18 protein-coding genes are annotated in these 15,386 nt (G+C 35.4%); 10 read left to right on the top strand and 8 right to left on the bottom strand.

Annotation, left to right across the window (positions count from 1 at the left end; translation table 11 throughout):
* Nucleotides 1-3: 3 nt before the first annotated feature.
* Together NCE97_RS08185 and NCE97_RS08180 are read left to right on the top strand one after the other, a co-directional pair.
* Complete coding sequence (locus tag NCE97_RS08185) at nucleotides 4-915, top strand: metallophosphoesterase (protein ID WP_353778541.1); 912 nt, start codon at nucleotides 4-6, stop codon at nucleotides 913-915.
* A 64-nt stretch (nucleotides 916-979) separates the two neighbouring features.
* The gene (locus tag NCE97_RS08180) at nucleotides 980-1,366 is read left to right on the top strand and encodes a DoxX family protein (protein WP_353778540.1); all 387 of its coding nucleotides are present in this window, start codon (nucleotides 980-982) and stop codon (nucleotides 1,364-1,366) included.
* Here NCE97_RS08180 and NCE97_RS08175 read toward each other — a convergent pair.
* From NCE97_RS08175 to NCE97_RS08155, 5 genes are all read right to left on the bottom strand, one after another.
* Nucleotides 1,363-2,097 carry a hypothetical protein gene (locus NCE97_RS08175; RefSeq protein ID WP_353778539.1) on the bottom strand — a complete coding sequence of 245 codons (735 nt, stop codon included), beginning with the start codon at nucleotides 2,095-2,097 and terminating at the stop codon, nucleotides 1,363-1,365. The two genes, NCE97_RS08180 and NCE97_RS08175, sit on opposite strands and share 4 nt — an antisense overlap.
* A gap of 228 nt (nucleotides 2,098-2,325) precedes the next feature.
* Nucleotides 2,326-4,320 carry an NAD-dependent DNA ligase LigA gene (ligA, locus tag NCE97_RS08170; protein ID WP_353778538.1) on the bottom strand — a complete coding sequence of 665 codons (1,995 nt, stop codon included), beginning with the start codon at nucleotides 4,318-4,320 and terminating at the stop codon, nucleotides 2,326-2,328.
* A 4-nt stretch (nucleotides 4,321-4,324) separates the two neighbouring features.
* Nucleotides 4,325-4,906: an LOG family protein gene (locus NCE97_RS08165; protein ID WP_353778537.1), complete on the bottom strand. Its 582-nt coding sequence runs from the start codon at nucleotides 4,904-4,906 to the stop codon at nucleotides 4,325-4,327.
* Nucleotides 4,903-5,775, bottom strand: coding sequence for a peptide chain release factor N(5)-glutamine methyltransferase (prmC, locus tag NCE97_RS08160; RefSeq protein WP_353778536.1), 873 nt, complete (start codon nucleotides 5,773-5,775; stop codon nucleotides 4,903-4,905). The genes NCE97_RS08165 and prmC overlap by 4 nt, the downstream gene beginning before the upstream one ends.
* 4 nt (nucleotides 5,776-5,779) lie before the next feature.
* Nucleotides 5,780-6,271, bottom strand: a complete 492-nt coding sequence (locus NCE97_RS08155) for a GNAT family N-acetyltransferase (RefSeq protein WP_353778534.1) — start codon at nucleotides 6,269-6,271, stop codon at nucleotides 5,780-5,782.
* 55 nt (nucleotides 6,272-6,326) lie between these two features.
* Between NCE97_RS08155 and NCE97_RS08150 the strand changes: the two genes are divergently transcribed.
* From NCE97_RS08150 to NCE97_RS08135, 4 genes are read left to right on the top strand one after another with little or no spacing between them, the layout of a single operon-like run.
* Nucleotides 6,327-6,782, top strand: coding sequence for an LEA type 2 family protein (locus NCE97_RS08150; protein WP_353778533.1), 456 nt, complete (start codon nucleotides 6,327-6,329; stop codon nucleotides 6,780-6,782).
* Complete coding sequence (gene ribD, locus NCE97_RS08145; protein ID WP_353778532.1) at nucleotides 6,783-7,787, top strand: bifunctional diaminohydroxyphosphoribosylaminopyrimidine deaminase/5-amino-6-(5-phosphoribosylamino)uracil reductase RibD; 1,005 nt, start codon at nucleotides 6,783-6,785, stop codon at nucleotides 7,785-7,787.
* On the top strand, nucleotides 7,780-8,412 hold the full coding sequence (locus NCE97_RS08140) for an HAD family hydrolase (protein ID WP_353778531.1): 633 nt from the start codon (nucleotides 7,780-7,782) through the stop codon (nucleotides 8,410-8,412). Before ribD ends, NCE97_RS08140 begins: the two co-directional genes overlap by 8 nt.
* Nucleotides 8,413-9,021 (top strand): IMPACT family protein, encoded by a 609-nt coding sequence (locus NCE97_RS08135; RefSeq protein WP_353778530.1) that lies wholly within the window; start codon nucleotides 8,413-8,415, stop codon nucleotides 9,019-9,021.
* On the opposite strand, the gene NCE97_RS08130 is transcribed toward NCE97_RS08135, so the two are convergent.
* Nucleotides 9,018-9,470 (bottom strand): acyl-CoA thioesterase, encoded by a 453-nt coding sequence (locus NCE97_RS08130; RefSeq protein WP_353778529.1) that lies wholly within the window; start codon nucleotides 9,468-9,470, stop codon nucleotides 9,018-9,020. The two genes, NCE97_RS08135 and NCE97_RS08130, sit on opposite strands and share 4 nt — an antisense overlap.
* A gap of 156 nt (nucleotides 9,471-9,626) precedes the next feature.
* Between NCE97_RS08130 and dnaA the strand changes: the two genes are divergently transcribed.
* The 4 genes from dnaA (at nucleotide 9,627) to NCE97_RS08110 (ending at nucleotide 13,701) form a co-directional block, all read left to right on the top strand.
* Nucleotides 9,627-11,054 (top strand): chromosomal replication initiator protein DnaA, encoded by a 1,428-nt coding sequence (dnaA, locus tag NCE97_RS08125; protein ID WP_353778528.1) that lies wholly within the window; start codon nucleotides 9,627-9,629, stop codon nucleotides 11,052-11,054.
* Nucleotides 11,055-11,066: 12 nt separating this feature from the next.
* Entirely contained in the window at nucleotides 11,067-11,516 is a 450-nt protein-coding gene (locus NCE97_RS08120) for a low molecular weight protein-tyrosine-phosphatase (RefSeq protein WP_353778527.1), read from the top strand.
* A 62-nt stretch (nucleotides 11,517-11,578) separates the two neighbouring features.
* Nucleotides 11,579-12,979, top strand: coding sequence for a PQQ-dependent sugar dehydrogenase (locus NCE97_RS08115; protein WP_353778526.1), 1,401 nt, complete (start codon nucleotides 11,579-11,581; stop codon nucleotides 12,977-12,979).
* Nucleotides 12,980-12,981: 2 nt separating this feature from the next.
* Nucleotides 12,982-13,701 carry an SAM-dependent methyltransferase gene (locus tag NCE97_RS08110; protein ID WP_353778525.1) on the top strand — a complete coding sequence of 240 codons (720 nt, stop codon included), beginning with the start codon at nucleotides 12,982-12,984 and terminating at the stop codon, nucleotides 13,699-13,701.
* A 3-nt stretch (nucleotides 13,702-13,704) separates the two neighbouring features.
* On the opposite strand, the gene NCE97_RS08105 is transcribed toward NCE97_RS08110, so the two are convergent.
* Both NCE97_RS08105 and NCE97_RS08100 read right to left on the bottom strand, forming a co-directional pair.
* Nucleotides 13,705-14,364 carry a peptidoglycan-binding protein LysM gene (locus NCE97_RS08105; RefSeq protein WP_353778524.1) on the bottom strand — a complete coding sequence of 220 codons (660 nt, stop codon included), beginning with the start codon at nucleotides 14,362-14,364 and terminating at the stop codon, nucleotides 13,705-13,707.
* A 110-nt stretch (nucleotides 14,365-14,474) separates the two neighbouring features.
* On the bottom strand, nucleotides 14,475-15,383 hold the full coding sequence (locus NCE97_RS08100; protein ID WP_353778523.1) for a DUF2279 domain-containing protein: 909 nt from the start codon (nucleotides 15,381-15,383) through the stop codon (nucleotides 14,475-14,477).
* Between the last annotated feature and the right edge of the window lie 3 nt (nucleotides 15,384-15,386).

Genomic DNA, 15,386 nt, shown 5'->3' with positions numbered 1-15,386 from the left:
CTTATGAAACGAAGAGATTTTTTACAACATACAGCAGCTGCAACTGCCTTAGTAGGAATGGGTGGGCTTGGTATGCAATCTTTCGCTCCAAAACAAAAGAGAATAACAATACTGCATACAAACGACGTGCATAGCCACATAGATCCTTTTGGCCCTGAAGATGGAAGAAATGCCAATAAAGGTGGTGTGGCCAGAAGAGCTAGTTTAATTGACTCTATAAGAAAAGAAAGCCCAAATACATTATTATTGGATGCTGGTGATATTTTCCAAGGGACTCCTTACTTTAATTATTATGGTGGTGAATTGGAATTTAAATTGATGAGTAAACTGAAATACGATCTAGCCACCATAGGTAATCATGATTTTGATAATGGTATTGATGGTCTTTATGCTCAGCTTCCTCATGCTGATTTTGATTTTGTTTCAGCGAATTACGACTTTAAAAATACCATCCTGGATACACATGTAAAGCCTTATAAGATTATCGTCAAAGATGGTATCAAAATAGGAATATTTGGCTTGGGTGTTCAGCTTGAAGGTTTAGTAGATAAGAACTTATATAAGGAAACCGTTTACAATGATCCTTTAGAAACTTCGCAAGAGATGACACGCATTTTAAAAGAAGATGAACAGTGTGATCTTATAGTCTGTTTATCACATCTTGGGTATCATTACAGCAACAATCCAGAGCGTATTTCTGACCTTAAAATTGCTGAGCAAACCAAAGACATAGATCTCATTATTGGTGGTCATACACATACGTTCTTACCAAAGCCAACTATTGTTAAAAATACCGTTGGACAAAACACTTTGGTGAATCAGGTAGGCTGTTTTGGTTTGTATTTAGGTCGAATAGATTTCTTCTTTGATAGCTCTGGAGAAAAGTCATCGGAAGGTGCAACTATTATTGTTTAATTTTTATCGATTTGTAAACTGAGTGTATTTTTTTCGTCAAAGGAATCATTAAACAAAACAAATCATGAAAAAATATATTCCTTTTGCATTACGTCTTATAGTTGCTGTTATTCTAATACAAACCTTACGTTTTAAGTTTACTGCCCATCCAGATAGTGTCTATATTTTCGAAACTGTTGGACTAGAACCTAATGGTCGTATCATTATTGGTGTGCTAGAACTTATCGCTGGTATCTTATTATTGGTACCTAGAACTGTTTGGCTTGGTGCAACGCTTACTTTAGGAATTATTGGAGGTGCAATTATGATGCATTTAACCCAACTGGGCATTGAAGTAAAAAATGATGGTGGTGTATTATTCTACACAGCTGTAGTCACATTTATCCTTTCTGCAATCGTTCTATTTTTATATCGAAAAGATATTCCGGTATTGGGCAAGCGATTTAATTAAGCCTTTAAATGCTCTTCGAAAAAATCTATTTGTTCTTCGTGCTGTAATCTAGCTTGAAGGTAAAAGAATACAAAGGCTAGTACTAAAAATACTGAACAGATAACATTTAGTTCTTTATACTCTGCAATATAGAAATATGCCAACTGTATAATTTCAGAGAATACGATAAATATAGATGCAACTAACATGTTCATGGCTTTCTTATCGTCTCTGTACATAAAGTTGATCAATGCTACAGATAGTAATACCATGATTACAGTATTATAGATAAACTCAATTGTATATTCTGTATAATTGAGAACTCCTTGTGTAGTTCCAGTTACAATAGATACACAGAATATATCTAGTACGATGAGTATAAAAATATGAATAAAGAAACGCGACATTACCTCTCTTACATTCATTGAAGAAATAACTTGTAATATCAGTGATACATAAGACAGAATGTACAGCCCATTACTTAGATAATAGAAGTAATCTACTGTGGTTTCATAATCAATAACAATATACCAAGATAGTAGCCCTATAACTTGAGCTAATGTGAATGCAACTAAAAAGAATAAGAAAAACCTACAGTTGCAATCCTTTTCCTTTAGGAATAAGATTGTAAGCAGTACAAATAATGCAGTACGAGATATATCTGCATAATATTCGAATTCAGTAATCTGAAAGAATATAAATAGTACACTTAGGGCAACTAAGAAAGTCTTTATAACTTTATTAATTATCATTTATAAGTAGGTTTACAAAGACAAATATAGAAATAAATATCAATTAAACGAATAAAAATGCATTTAATCGATAAAAATTAACATATTTAACGTTTTTTCTTACGAAATTGAGCATTTTAGCTATGCTTTAAATGCTCTTAGATTTGGGTTAAAATCCCTACAAATATATAAATCAGGTAGTTAGCTACAAGTAAGTGATAAAATAATCGACGAAATGCATTTGTAAGATTATTCCAAAAATGCTAAAAATTCTTGCTCAGTTATAATAGGAATACCTAATTGCTCTGCTTTTGTACGCTTACTTGGACCCATTTTATCTCCTGCAACCACATAACTTGTTTTCGAAGAAATTGAAGACCCAACTTTGCCTCCATTATCTTCAATAAGCTTTTTGAGTTCATTTCTTGACACCGTTTCAAATACTCCAGAAACCACAAAAGATTTACCTTTTAGCGTATCGGTTTGATTTGCTAAAGCTTCTTCGGATAGCTGTAATTGTACTCCAAAAGACTTTAATCTTTCAATAATGTTTGTACTAGCTTCAGATTGAAAGAAGTCTACAACGCTTTCTGCTATTTTTTCGCCAATTTCATCTACAGCGACTAAATCTTCTAAAGATGCAGCCATTATGGCGTCTATAGTTTTATAGTGCTTAGCCAGCTTTTTTGCTACAGTTTCACCAACGTAACGAATTCCTAAAGCAAATAGTACTCGTTCAAATGGTATCTGTTTTGAAGCTTCTATCCCATTAATTAAGTTTTCAGCGCTTTTTTCGGCCATTCGCTCCAGAGGAATTACCTTTTCAACTGTTAGTTCATATAAATCTGAACAATTACTAATAAGGGCTTCATTAACCAAAAGAGCAACTGTTTCGCCTCCCAGTCCTTCTATATCCATAGCTTTACGAGAAATGTAATGCTGAATTCGTCCTATAATCTGAGGACTGCAACCTAAATCATTTGGGCAATAGTGTTGTGCTTCACCTTCTTTTCTGATAAGCTCTGTACCACACTCGGGGCAATGCGTAATATAGCTAGTTGGTAATGAATCATTTGGACGCTTACTTAGGTCTACGCCAACTATTTTTGGTATAATCTCCCCTCCTTTTTCAACATATACCTCATCACCTTCCCTGATATCTAACTTTTCTATTTGATCTGCATTGTGCAAAGAAGCACGCTTTACAATGGTTCCGGCTAACAATACAGGTTCTAGGTTAGCTACTGGAGTAATAGCTCCAGTCCGCCCAACTTGATAAGAAATATGGTTGAGTGTTGTTGAAACTTGTTCGGCTTTAAACTTGTAAGCCATTGCCCAACGTGGTGCTTTAGCAGTAAATCCAAGTTCCTCTTGCTGATATAGATTATTGACCTTAATCACTACGCCATCAATTTCATAGGGTAAGTTATGTCGCTCTGTATCCCAGTGATTGACATAATCTAAAATTTCATCTATGGAATTAACCAATTTGGCTTCATTGGGTACTTTAAAGCCCCAAGCTCTGGCTTTCTCTAAACCTTCAAACTGCGTTGAGAATGATAAATTACTGCCTTTTATACTATATAGGAAACATTCTAATGGGCGTTTGGCGACTTCAGCACTATCTTGCAACTTCAAACTTCCAGAAGCTGTATTACGTGGGTTCCTGTATGGTTCTTCGCCTTCAGCAACACGTGCTTCATTCATCTTATTGAAACCTTCTAGGGGTAAAATGATTTCCCCTCGGATGTCGAATTTTCCTGGATAATCGCCCTTCAACTGTAATGGTACTGATCGAATAGTCTTTACATTAGTTGTCACCTCATCACCTTGTACACCATCTCCTCTTGTCACTGCTCTCAACAGTTTTCCATTTTCATAGGTAAGGTTCATAGAAGCACCATCGTACTTAAGTTCACAGGTATATTGAATGTCGCCATCAACCAGTTTTTTGATACGTTTCTCCCAGTCTTCCAAATCTTCCTTTGAGTATGAATTATCTAGAGAATACATGCGATGTTCGTGCACTACTGTATTGAAATTCTTTGTTACTTCTCCTCCTACTCTTAAAGTCGGTGAATTAGCATCGTAAAATTCTGGATGATCAGCTTCCAGCTTTTGAAGTGCTTTTAGCTTCATATCGAACTCATAATCACTAATCGTTGGATTATCGAGTACATAATAATTATAATTGTGTTGACGAAGTTCGTCTCTTAGGTTTTCTATTTGTTCTTTTATTGTCATCTTTTTACACCCTATCTAAATTCAACCACTTTGGAATTGGCAATGGTTTAAAATTATGCATTTTTTCGAGTAATCCTTCAATAGAATCGTCTACCAAAATAGCGTCTAGGTTTTCCTGTTTTAGAAAACCGCGTTCTACCATCACTTTACTTTGTTTCAAAAGGAAATCGTAGTAACCACTAATATTCAAAACACCTATCGGTTTTCCATGCAGCCCGAGTTGTCCCCAAGTAGCAATTTCAAAGAATTCATCCATAGTGCCAAATCCTCCAGGGATAACCATAAAGCCATCACTTTTTTCGTAAATAATGACTTTGCGATCGTGCATCGTTTGCGTCTGAATCAACTCAGTAAGATCTTCATGGATAATCTCTTTGCTCGATAAAAAGTGAGGAATTATACCAATTGTTTTTCCTTGATTATCAATGACGCCTTGCGCCACTGTACCCATGATGCCAATTTTAGCACCTCCATAAACGAGAGTTATATTCTTATTGGCCATATGACTGCCTAACTGATACGCTTGATCAATAATCGTTTGATCACTTCCTAAACTACTTCCACAAAAAACTGAGATACTGTTCATGCTTTAATTGCTTTTACCATTCGGTCTTTATTAAATATATCTTTTCGAACTTCTATGTTCTTAAATCCATCTGCTTCTAATAATGCTCTTGTGTCATTTCCTAAGACCTCATTGATTTCAAAATACAAACAACCTTTATTACTTAAATACCTATCAGCAAACCTAGAAATGACTTTATAGAACAACAATGGGTCATCATTCTCAACAAAGAGCGCCAAATGTGGTTCATTCTCTAAGACGTTGGGCTTCATCAACTCTTTTTCAGATTGAAGCACATAAGGTGGATTCGATACAATGATATCAAACTCCATGTCTTCAAATATTAAGTCCCAATTCCCTTCTTCAAGAATATTGACTTCCATAAAATCTGCAGCAACATTATTGTTTGAAGCATTCTCTGTTGCTATACGAAGTGCTTCTTTAGAAACATCTAACGCAAAGGTTTTTGAGTTTGAAAGATGCTTTGCTAGTGACACTATAATACAACCACTACCTGTACCAATATCTAAAATCCTCAAGGTTTCTCCATCTGAAAATAAGCTAGTATCATTTAGTATCCAATCTACCAACTCTTCGGTTTCAGGGCGCGGAATAAGAACGTGACTATTTACCTTGAAAGGTAGTCCGTAAAATTCCGTTTCACCAAGAATGTATTGAATAGGCTTTTGTTGCTTCAAATTATGAAGTGCCTCAAGGATAGGTTCTTGCTCTGCTTTGGCTATGGAAATTTCTGGATTGAGCGCTAGTCGCAAACGATCGATATCATAGAACGATTCTACACCCATAAAAAAGAAATTATCTATTTCTTCTTCAGCATAGATTCCTTTTAATTCCTTTCTAAATATCTCTTTAACATCCTTTAATCGCATCCTATTAAAGGTCTTTAATCATCCATACACCACAAGAGTAATGACCTGTGTTTCCCATAGGCCCATCCAAATGGTCGAAACCAAATTGTTCGTATATATGAATTGCTGCTTTGAGTTGTGAAGCAGATTCTAAATAACATTGCTTGTAACCTAAGTCTTTAGCAGCATCTAAGCACTTTTGAAACATTATCTTACCTAGCCCTTTCCCCCTTACTTTGGGTGAATAGTACATCTTTTGTAGTTCGCACACATCACCTTCAAAATCTTTGAGTGGTTTTATCCCTGCACCACCAACGACTTCTCCAGCATCCTCTATAACAAAATAAATTTCGTTTGGTTTCTGATAGCTTTCATACATGCGTGGGGTTTCGTTATCTTCATAAGCCGTTCCAACAAGTGGCAAACCAAATTCGTGGAAACAACCACGAATAATGGCTTCCATCTGGGCATTATCTTCTGGTTTAATCTCTCTTATGTTAATACTAGATTCACTCATTAAAATACTTTAGATTTGTGGTCAGTGAAGATACATTAATTACTTAAAAATGAAGATGAAGAATTTCATATTATTATTAACAATTGTACTAAGTTTTCAAAGCTGTAGTGTAAAGGAAAAACCAGAGTTTATTGGTGTTTCAAATATTAAAATAAAGGATGCAGATAATATTACTGTTGAGATAACTGCAGATGCTATGTTTAAGAACCCGAATGACATTGGAGGGAAGCTTAGCACTGAAAGTATTAAAGTCTATGTGAATAATGTGGAGATGGCTACGCTAGTCTCTGACGAGTTTAAAGTCCCTGCTAAAGATGAATTTACAATCCCTTTAGAAGTCAGCATTCCAACAGATAGTATTATCAGCAATAAAAGTATAGGAGGCTTATTAGGAAGTCTATTATCTCAAAAACTTAAAGTACAATACAAAGGCGATATAAAATATAAGGTTCTTGGGTTTTCACACACTTATGAAGTTGATAAAACAGAGGATGTAAAAATTAAACTTTAATTGAAAAGTTACGACTATTACATAAAACGCTGCATAGCGATTGCAAAAAAAGGATTAGGGACGACAAGACCCAATCCTATGGTGGGTTGTGTAATAGTACATGATGACAAGATTATTGGAGAAGGCTATACGAGTCCTTATGGTGGTCCTCATGCTGAAGTCAATGCCATCAACTCCGTAGAAGATAAATCACTTCTCAAAGCTTCGACACTTTATGTTACTTTGGAACCTTGCTCCCATCATGGCAAAACACCTCCTTGCAGTGACCTTATCATCAAGAATCAAATCCCTAGAGTAGTTATTGGCAGTGTTGATGACAATGAAGAAGTTGCTGGCCGTGGTATTGAACGACTAAAAAATGCTGGATGTGAGGTTGTTGTTGGTGTTTTAGAAAACGAATGCAGAATGCATCACAAACGTTTCTTTACGTTTCACAACAAGAGACGTCCGTATATTATTTTGAAATGGGCTCAAACCATGGATGGTTTTATTGCGCCTAGAACTAAAGCTTCCAAGCAACCCGTCTGGATTACCAATAAACCTTCTAGACAACTGGTACACAAATGGCGCAGCGAGGAACATGCTATTTTGGTTGGTGCCAATACAGTGTTAGAAGACAATCCAAGCTTAACCGTAAGGGATTGGACTGGGCTAAATCCTGTAAGAGTCGTTCTAGATAAAGACAATAGCCTTTCAAAATCTTATAACATATTTAATTCTGAGGCTGAGACTTTAGTAATATCAAACAATACAATTGACTTTATCAAACCTTTAGCTGAACAAGTTTGTAAGTATCTCTACCAAGAAAACATTCAATCAGTAATTATTGAAGGCGGTGCTAAAACATTACAAACATTTATAAACGAAAACCTTTGGGACGAAGCTCGAGTATTTTATGGGCCTGTTAATTTCGAAGAAGGCATCCATGCTCCTATGTTATCTAGCGAACCAACTGGAGAACATTTGATCAAAGGAGACGTATTAAAGATTTACAAGAATGATTAAAACCTTAATTTTTGACTTTGGAGATGTCTTTATCAATCTAGACAAGCAAGGCACTATAGAAAGAACTAAAACATTATTTGGCTTCGATATCATTACTGAAAAGCCTGAGGCGGCTAATAAATCAATCTTTAAAGTTAACGATGACTATGAACGAGGGTTTATTTCAACTGAAGAATTTTTATCATTTTACAGTGACCTAAGTAATGATGTTACCAAGGAACAAGTGAAAAAGGTTTGGAATAGCCTCATCAAAGATTTTCCAGAATATCGTTTGGAATTTATTCAGAAACTTAAAGCTGAAGGCAAGTACAAACTCTTATTGTTGAGTAATACGAATGATCTTCATATCGATTACATCAAAGCGCATGTACCGTTTTATGAAGCGTTCAAATCTTGCTTTGATAAATTTTATTTGTCCCAAGAGATAGGTTATCGAAAACCCAATGCTGATATCTATGAGTTTGTTTTGAGAGACAACGATCTTATTGCTAATGAATGTTTCTTTGTAGACGACACGAAGCAAAATACTGATGCTGCTGCAGCATTAGGCATACTCACTTGGAACATTGACGAAACCAGTGAAGACGTTATCGATATGTTTACCATTAATGCGGATTTATTCTGAATGAAAGATACTTACAAGACTATAGAATCAAATTCCGAAGAAGTACTCTTTAAAGATAAAAACAGTAAGTTTTTTGGTTACGCATTTCCAATAACTTCTGAAGATGAGATCAAATTAAATATCGAGAATTTAAAAAAACAACATCACTCTGCAAGGCATTGGTGCTATGCATGGCAAATCGGTACCGAATTCATTACCTACAGAGCTAATGATGATGGTGAACCTAACAACAGTGCTGGAATGCCTATATATGGACAAATTCAATCTTTCGATGTCACCAATGTTTTAGTAGTTGTGGTTAGATATTTCGGTGGTGTGAAATTAGGAGTTAGTGGTTTGATTAATGCGTATCGCACTGGAGCTAAAATGGCTTTGGAAGAATCTAAAATAATTGAACGCACCATAGACCACTATTATCTTCTAAAATTCAATTACAATAAACTCAATATTGTGATGCGAATGATCAAAGAAAATCAACTACCAATTGTTAGTCAGGAGATGGAACTAACTTGTAGCATAAAAATTTCCGTCAGAAAGAAAGATTCTGAAAGAATTTTTGAACTTTTCAACTCCATTTTCGAAGTCGATATTACTTCACTTAACGATTAAATTTGCAGTTGGTCTAAAATATAATCCGGACATCTTGTAGGGCGATTCCTAGCAATATCAATAAAAGCCAGAGCTGTTTCTCCAGTAGCTATTATTTCATTCTTCTCATTTAAAATCTCATACTCAAATTCTATACTAGCTTTTGGTCGTTTCTTCAAACGCGTTACAACCGTTATGAGATCATCGTAATATGCAGGTTTCTTGTAGCTTACAGCTAGTGATATAACGGGAAGCATTATACCATTCTCTTCCATCTCTTTATAGGTGAAACCAAATTGGCGTAACCAATCTGTTCTTCCAATCTCAAAATATTGAACGTAATTACCGTGATACACAACACCCATCTGGTCGGTCTCTCCATATCGGATTCTTATTTGGGTCTCACTGGAATGATAATTTTCTACCACTAATAATGAAAAAAAAATTGTATTTTGTGTCGGTTTAAACATGGGAAAAAAAATTTTAAAATTCAATAGATTTTGATTTTTTTTTTAAGAATTTTGTTCACATATTTGTCATGCTTAAAAACCTACAAGAGAAACTCAAATTTCTCTTTTTTTTGCTAATCTATAATCTAACTAACAACAAAAAAAGTAACTCAGGGAATGAATGTAACTGCGCAATCGGTATGGAATAACTGTCTCTCTTTTATTAAGGATAATATTCAACCACAAGCCTATAAAACATGGTTTGAACCGATAGTAGCAGTTAAGCTTACTGACAATGCATTGAGCATACAAGTCCCGAGTAAATTTTTCTACGAATGGTTAGAGGAACACTATGTAAAAATCCTTAAGGTAGCACTCACCAAAGAGCTAGGCGAAAATGCAAAGTTGGTATATGTCATTAAGATGGAAAATACCTATGGCAATAAGCAACCATTTACCGAAAAAATTCCAAGCTCAAATCGTACTGCAGTAAAATCTCAAGACGTTGATATTCCTCTTAACAATAAGAGTCCAGAATTGAAGAATCCGTTCATTATTCCAGGAATCAGAAATGTAAAGATCGAATCTCAATTAAACCCGAATTACAACTTCGAGAATTTCTTAGAAGGTGATTCTAATCGTCTTGCCAGAAATGCAGGAATCGCTGTTGCAAACAAACCTGGAGGCACCTCTTTTAATCCACTATTAATTTTTGGTGGTGTTGGTCTTGGTAAAACCCATTTAGCTCACGCAATTGGTGTAGATATTAAAGACAAGTATCCAGAAAAGACTGTATTATATATTTCTGCTGAAAAGTTTACTCAACAATACATAGATTCTGTAAAAAAGAACAACAGAAACGATTTTATACATTTCTATCAAATTATTGATGTGTTAATCATTGATGACGTTCAGTTTTTCTCTGGAAAGTCTGGTACCCAAGATGTATTCTTCCACATATTTAACCACTTGCACCAAAACGGCAAGCAAGTTATATTGACAAGTGATAAAGCACCTGTGGATATGCAAGATATTGAGCAACGCTTATTATCGCGTTTCAAGTGGGGATTATCTGCTGAGTTACAAACGCCAGATTTTGAAACAAGAGTTTCTATTCTGAAAAATAAGCTCTACAGAGATGGTGTAGAAATGCCAGAGGAGATTATAGAGTATGTTGCCAAGAATATCAAAACAAACGTTAGAGAACTTGAAGGTGCAATTATTTCATTGATAGCCCAGTCTTCGTTCAATAAAAAAGAAATCACTTTAGGACTTGCAAAAGACATCGTAGATAAGTTTGTAAAGAACACTAAACGTGAAGTTTCTATAGATTACATCCAAAAAGTAGTTTCAGATTATTTCCAAATGGATGTAAGCACCCTACAATCCAAGACAAGAAAAAGGCATATAGTACAAGCTCGCCAATTAGCAATGTTCTTTGCTAAGAAGTATACTAAAGCATCTCTAGCTAGCATTGGTTCGCAAATTGGCAAACGAGACCATGCTACTGTGCTACATGCTTGCAAAACCGTAGACAATCTATCTTCTACAGATAAGCAATTCAGAAAATACGTTGAGGATCTTTCCAAAAAGCTATCGCTTTAACAACAATATCTTATGACTAAAGTTTTAATGGTGTGTCTGGGTAATATTTGCCGTTCGCCATTAGCCCATGGTATTCTGGAATCTAAACTAGATTCAGATTTTTTTTATGTAGACTCAGCTGGGACTGCTGCATATCATATTGGAGAATCACCAGACCCAAGATCGATTGAAGTTGCCAAACAAAACGGTATTGATATCAGCGGACAGTCTGCTAGGCAATTCAAAGTAGAAGATTTTGATACTTTTGATAGAATCTATGCCATGGATCAATCCAACTACAACAACATTATTAGGCTTGCCAGAAACAATGCTGATATAGGGAAAGTGAAGTTGATTTTGGAAGAAACAAATTCAGTTTCGAACAAAAATGTTCCTGATCCTTATTACGGAGATTTCTCAAATTTCGAACATGTTTTTAGACTTTTAGATGACGCTTGTGAGGTGGTATCCAAAACATTATAAGTAAGGTTTCATCTTTTTTTTGTAAATTCAGAACCCAATAACACCCTAAAAAAACTTAAGCTATGAAATTTCCCCGGTTATTGCTTTGCTGTCTTTTGCTACAATTCACTTATGCTCAAGACATAGAACTCGAACTTTTTGCTACAGGTTTAGATCGCCCTGTAAATATTAAACATGCTGGCGATGATCGCTTGTTTGTTGTTGAACAAGAAGGCTTTATCAGTATTGTTGAAGCCGATGGTACTGTTAACACTACTCCTTTCTTAGATATTGATTCAAAAGTATACAACATAGGTGGAATTGGTGACGAAAGAGGCTTACTTGGCTTAGCATTTCATCCTCAATATGCTACTAATGGTTATTTCTATGTTTACTATATCAATAACTCTGGTAATACAGTTGTATCTAGATTTACCAGAACCACTGATGATTCTGCCGACCCAGATTCTGAATTGATAATTTTAGCATTCAACCAATTGTTTTCTAATCACAATGGTGGAGATCTAGCATTTGGCCCAGATGGTTACTTGTATATAGCAAGTGGTGACGGAGGTTCATCGGGTGATCCACAAAACCAAGGTCAGCAACTCAATACGCTTTTAGGTAAATTATTAAGAATCGACGTAGATAATACCGCTGGAGGTAACAATTACGCGATTCCTGCCGATAATCCATTTGTTTCAAATAGTGCTGCCCTAGATGAAATTTGGGCTTATGGTCTAAGAAACCCATGGAAGTTTTCTTTCGACAGATTAAATAATGATTTATGGATTGCAGATGTAGGTCAATTTGATATCGAAGAAATCAATAGAGTGCTTCCAACTGAGGCTGGGTTAAATTATGGCTGGAGATGCTATGAAGGCAATGATACATTCAATACTGCAGGATGTCCAGATCCTTCTACCCTAACATTCCCAGTTGCTCAGTATTCTCATTTTGCTGATGGCGCTTTCAAATGTTCAGTTACTGGAGGCTACAGATATAGAGGAAGCTTGTATCCTACACTAAACGGATTATATTTTTTCGCTGATTATTGTAGTGATGAAATTGGTGTTTTAGAAGAAAATGGTGCGACGTGGGACAGAACTTTTTTATCTCAATCTGGTAGCAATGGTTGGACATGTTTTGGAGAAGATGTAGGTGGAGAAGTTTTTGTAGCTGGTATCGATTCTGGAAGCATTTACAGAATTATTGATAGTTCTCTTAGTGTCGATGATAAAAATTTATCTGATATCGAAATGTATCCAAACCCAGTAAAAGGTATCTTGAATTTTAATTTTAACGGTGTGTCTCTAAGTAACGTCTCTATCTATGACATTTTAGGAAAAGAAATTTTAACCTTAGACACCAATGGCACTCAAGAGTTGAAGATAGATACTAGCAATATTTTATCTGGAGTTTACATCGTTGAGTTATTCGGACCTAATGGAGAAAAATCCACTAAAAAGCTGATTATAGATTAATAATGTCCAATACCCCTGGAAAACTTTATCTCATACCAACACGACTAGGTGATAATCCTCCTTTAGAAGTACTCCCTATTTCTATTAAAAAGATTATTGAACAGGTCGACGATTATATCGCTGAAAATGAAAAAACAGCTAGGCGATTTATAAAACGGGTTAGCCCAAATAAATCACAAGGCAAACTAAGTTTTAAACCATTAAACAAGTTTACAGACCCATCCGAAATAAGCTCGTATCTAGATGAGTGTAAGGAAGGAAAATCTATAGGGTTACTTTCTGAAGCTGGTTGCCCTGCAATTGCCGATCCTGGAGCAGATATTGTTAATCTAGCGCACCAAAATAATATAAAAGTAATTCCACTGGTTGGCCCCTCATCAATTGTATTAGCAATGATGAGCTCAGGTATGAATGGACAAGGCTTTGCCTTTAATGGATATCTCCCTATAGATGCCAGAGAACGAAGGTCTAAAATAAAGGAGTTGGAGAAGCGATCGGTTCAATTAAATCAATCACAAATCTTTATTGAGACACCTTACAGAAATGATAAAATGCTACAGGATTTAGCTAAATCTCTGCATCCTGAAACTAGAATTTGTGTAGCGTGTGACCTAACATTACCTACTGAATATATTAAAACCGCAACAGCTTCGGAATGGTCCAAAATAAAAGTAGACCTCCATAAGAGGCCTACTATTTTTATTATTCAGAAAGACTTTTAATGTTTAAATCTTTGCTTTAGCTTTTTTATCTGGCTTTATGAACGATGTATCATAGCCAGAGAATCTCTTCATATAACTTCTGATACTTGTTCCGAAAGCGTCAGAAAAGTTATTTTGACCATAACTTCTCAAAAATTTCTTCACACTTCCAGGACCAGCAAGGTGTGCAGCAGCAAGTATACCAGATTCAGTAACTTCTACACCACCAATTCGCTTACCTACAAATCGCTTAATGTCTTTACGTAATATCCATTTATTACGCTCAGCATTAGCTAAAAATGCTTTTTCCTGTAATTCAGGAGAATTCAAGAAAACTGAAGGGTTATAAATACCAATAAGTTTTAAGGTCTCAGCACCAAACTGATACTTCCCTAAGTAACCATAAGTATTTACAGTAAAATAGTTTCCTCTAGATTCTTTAAAGCCTAAAGCTTCTTTAAATCCTACGTACGTTTTTCCTAAATAAGGTGAAAAATCTTCGATCGTTTCTTTAGTTTCTTCAACAGCATTATAAGCCATGCCTTCAGAAACTGTGAAGTCTAGTTCTAACCCATCAGTAGAATACTTTGACATATCTACTTTTGAATTTGGGTACAATGCTAAAACAAGCACGGTACAAATTGCAAGAGGGACTGCGAAATAATTAAATTTTTGTTTAATCATAACTGCTAATTTTTAGTAAAGCAAAAACTCCCCAGAGCTTTACAATTTTTCAGCGTGCAAAACTACAACTATTTCAAATAATTTCAAAATTATTCGATTAAATGCGTCTTTTAGAAGTACAATAGATGAACTACAGTACCTCTTTTGCTACTAAATTCAAGGGTTGGTGAAGGGATTTTCAATACATTAATTATTGAAAAAATTGTCCTTAAAAAGCGTGAATTCGTTTGTATTCTTGATAAATCAACGTCTAAACTCAAGTAAAATTGTCGAGTTCCATCTTGATTTGGAAAAAAAGTTGAAGCGTCTGATCGCCCAGTCAGCATGCCTTCAGCCCCATATCCTACGGCTATATTGAGCCATTTCGGCAATTTACTATCTTTAAAAAACGAGTGAATATTGGCGCTCAACCAATAGGTCTGACCATTATAATCTTTTAAAAACTCTTCAAATAAGCCATCTCCTAACTTTTCTGGGTTTTGTGGTGCTAAACTGGTTTGATGAAACGAATACTTCACCGTTACTCTTTGCTCATCCCATAATAACTCTTGACCAACATAAATACCAGAACCCAAAGCATTGGCTGCAAAATCTCCCCATGAGAATCCCCATTCAGCGGAATATCCATCAAATATCTCTACGGTTGTGAGAAAACCCAGGCTTAAAGCAGAACCAAATATCAATTGACTGTTTTTACTTGCACCTGCCCATTCGAACGATTCTGCTCCTACTCTAGTTAGCTGATAAGCTGAGAATAGATGCCCTATTTTATCTACCTGTAGCCATTCGTCATTATCATTTACTGCATTAAAACTAGATCTAGGGAAATCTTTGTACCATAAACGGTCGAGACCAACCAACGTTAAGCCTGCTAATGAAGTTCCAGAAATTAAAACTGCATTTTTTCGCTTCGTATTTAATGTATCACTCGGTTTAAGAAATTCATTAAACCCAGATTGAGAAAAAGAAACAGAAGAGATTAATAAAGCTAATACTATATTGAATAACCTTGTATGCATCAA

It is taken from the genome of Winogradskyella sp. 3972H.M.0a.05 (genome assembly GCF_040493455.1).
GTDB lineage: Bacteria > Bacteroidota > Bacteroidia > Flavobacteriales > Flavobacteriaceae > Microcosmobacter.
The sequence above is the reverse complement of the archived record's forward strand: the minus strand, read 5'-3'. Positions and strand labels throughout refer to the sequence as shown.

Excerpts from the sequence above, each read along its gene's own strand:
- ligA (WP_353778538.1), bottom strand. The coding sequence starts at position 4,320 with ATGACAATAAAAGAACAAATAGAAAACCTAAGAGACGAACTTCGTCAA.
- NCE97_RS08110 (WP_353778525.1), top strand. The coding sequence starts at position 12,982 with ATGTCCAATACCCCTGGAAAACTTTATCTCATACCAACACGACTAGGT.
- NCE97_RS08180 (WP_353778540.1), top strand. The coding sequence starts at position 980 with ATGAAAAAATATATTCCTTTTGCATTACGTCTTATAGTTGCTGTTATT.
- NCE97_RS08135 (WP_353778530.1), top strand. The coding sequence starts at position 8,413 with ATGAAAGATACTTACAAGACTATAGAATCAAATTCCGAAGAAGTACTC.
- prmC (WP_353778536.1), bottom strand. The coding sequence starts at position 5,775 with ATGCGATTAAAGGATGTTAAAGAGATATTTAGAAAGGAATTAAAAGGA.
- NCE97_RS08155 (WP_353778534.1), bottom strand. The coding sequence starts at position 6,271 with ATGAGTGAATCTAGTATTAACATAAGAGAGATTAAACCAGAAGATAAT.
- NCE97_RS08115 (WP_353778526.1), top strand. The coding sequence starts at position 11,579 with ATGAAATTTCCCCGGTTATTGCTTTGCTGTCTTTTGCTACAATTCACT.
- dnaA (WP_353778528.1), top strand. The coding sequence starts at position 9,627 with ATGAATGTAACTGCGCAATCGGTATGGAATAACTGTCTCTCTTTTATT.
- NCE97_RS08185 (WP_353778541.1), top strand. The coding sequence starts at position 4 with ATGAAACGAAGAGATTTTTTACAACATACAGCAGCTGCAACTGCCTTA.
- NCE97_RS08120 (WP_353778527.1), top strand. The coding sequence starts at position 11,067 with ATGACTAAAGTTTTAATGGTGTGTCTGGGTAATATTTGCCGTTCGCCA.
- NCE97_RS08150 (WP_353778533.1), top strand. The coding sequence starts at position 6,327 with ATGAAGAATTTCATATTATTATTAACAATTGTACTAAGTTTTCAAAGC.
- NCE97_RS08175 (WP_353778539.1), bottom strand. The coding sequence starts at position 2,097 with ATGATAATTAATAAAGTTATAAAGACTTTCTTAGTTGCCCTAAGTGTA.
- NCE97_RS08105 (WP_353778524.1), bottom strand. The coding sequence starts at position 14,364 with ATGATTAAACAAAAATTTAATTATTTCGCAGTCCCTCTTGCAATTTGT.
- NCE97_RS08165 (WP_353778537.1), bottom strand. The coding sequence starts at position 4,906 with ATGAACAGTATCTCAGTTTTTTGTGGAAGTAGTTTAGGAAGTGATCAA.
- NCE97_RS08130 (WP_353778529.1), bottom strand. The coding sequence starts at position 9,470 with ATGTTTAAACCGACACAAAATACAATTTTTTTTTCATTATTAGTGGTA.
- NCE97_RS08100 (WP_353778523.1), bottom strand. The coding sequence starts at position 15,383 with ATGCATACAAGGTTATTCAATATAGTATTAGCTTTATTAATCTCTTCT.
- NCE97_RS08140 (WP_353778531.1), top strand. The coding sequence starts at position 7,780 with ATGATTAAAACCTTAATTTTTGACTTTGGAGATGTCTTTATCAATCTA.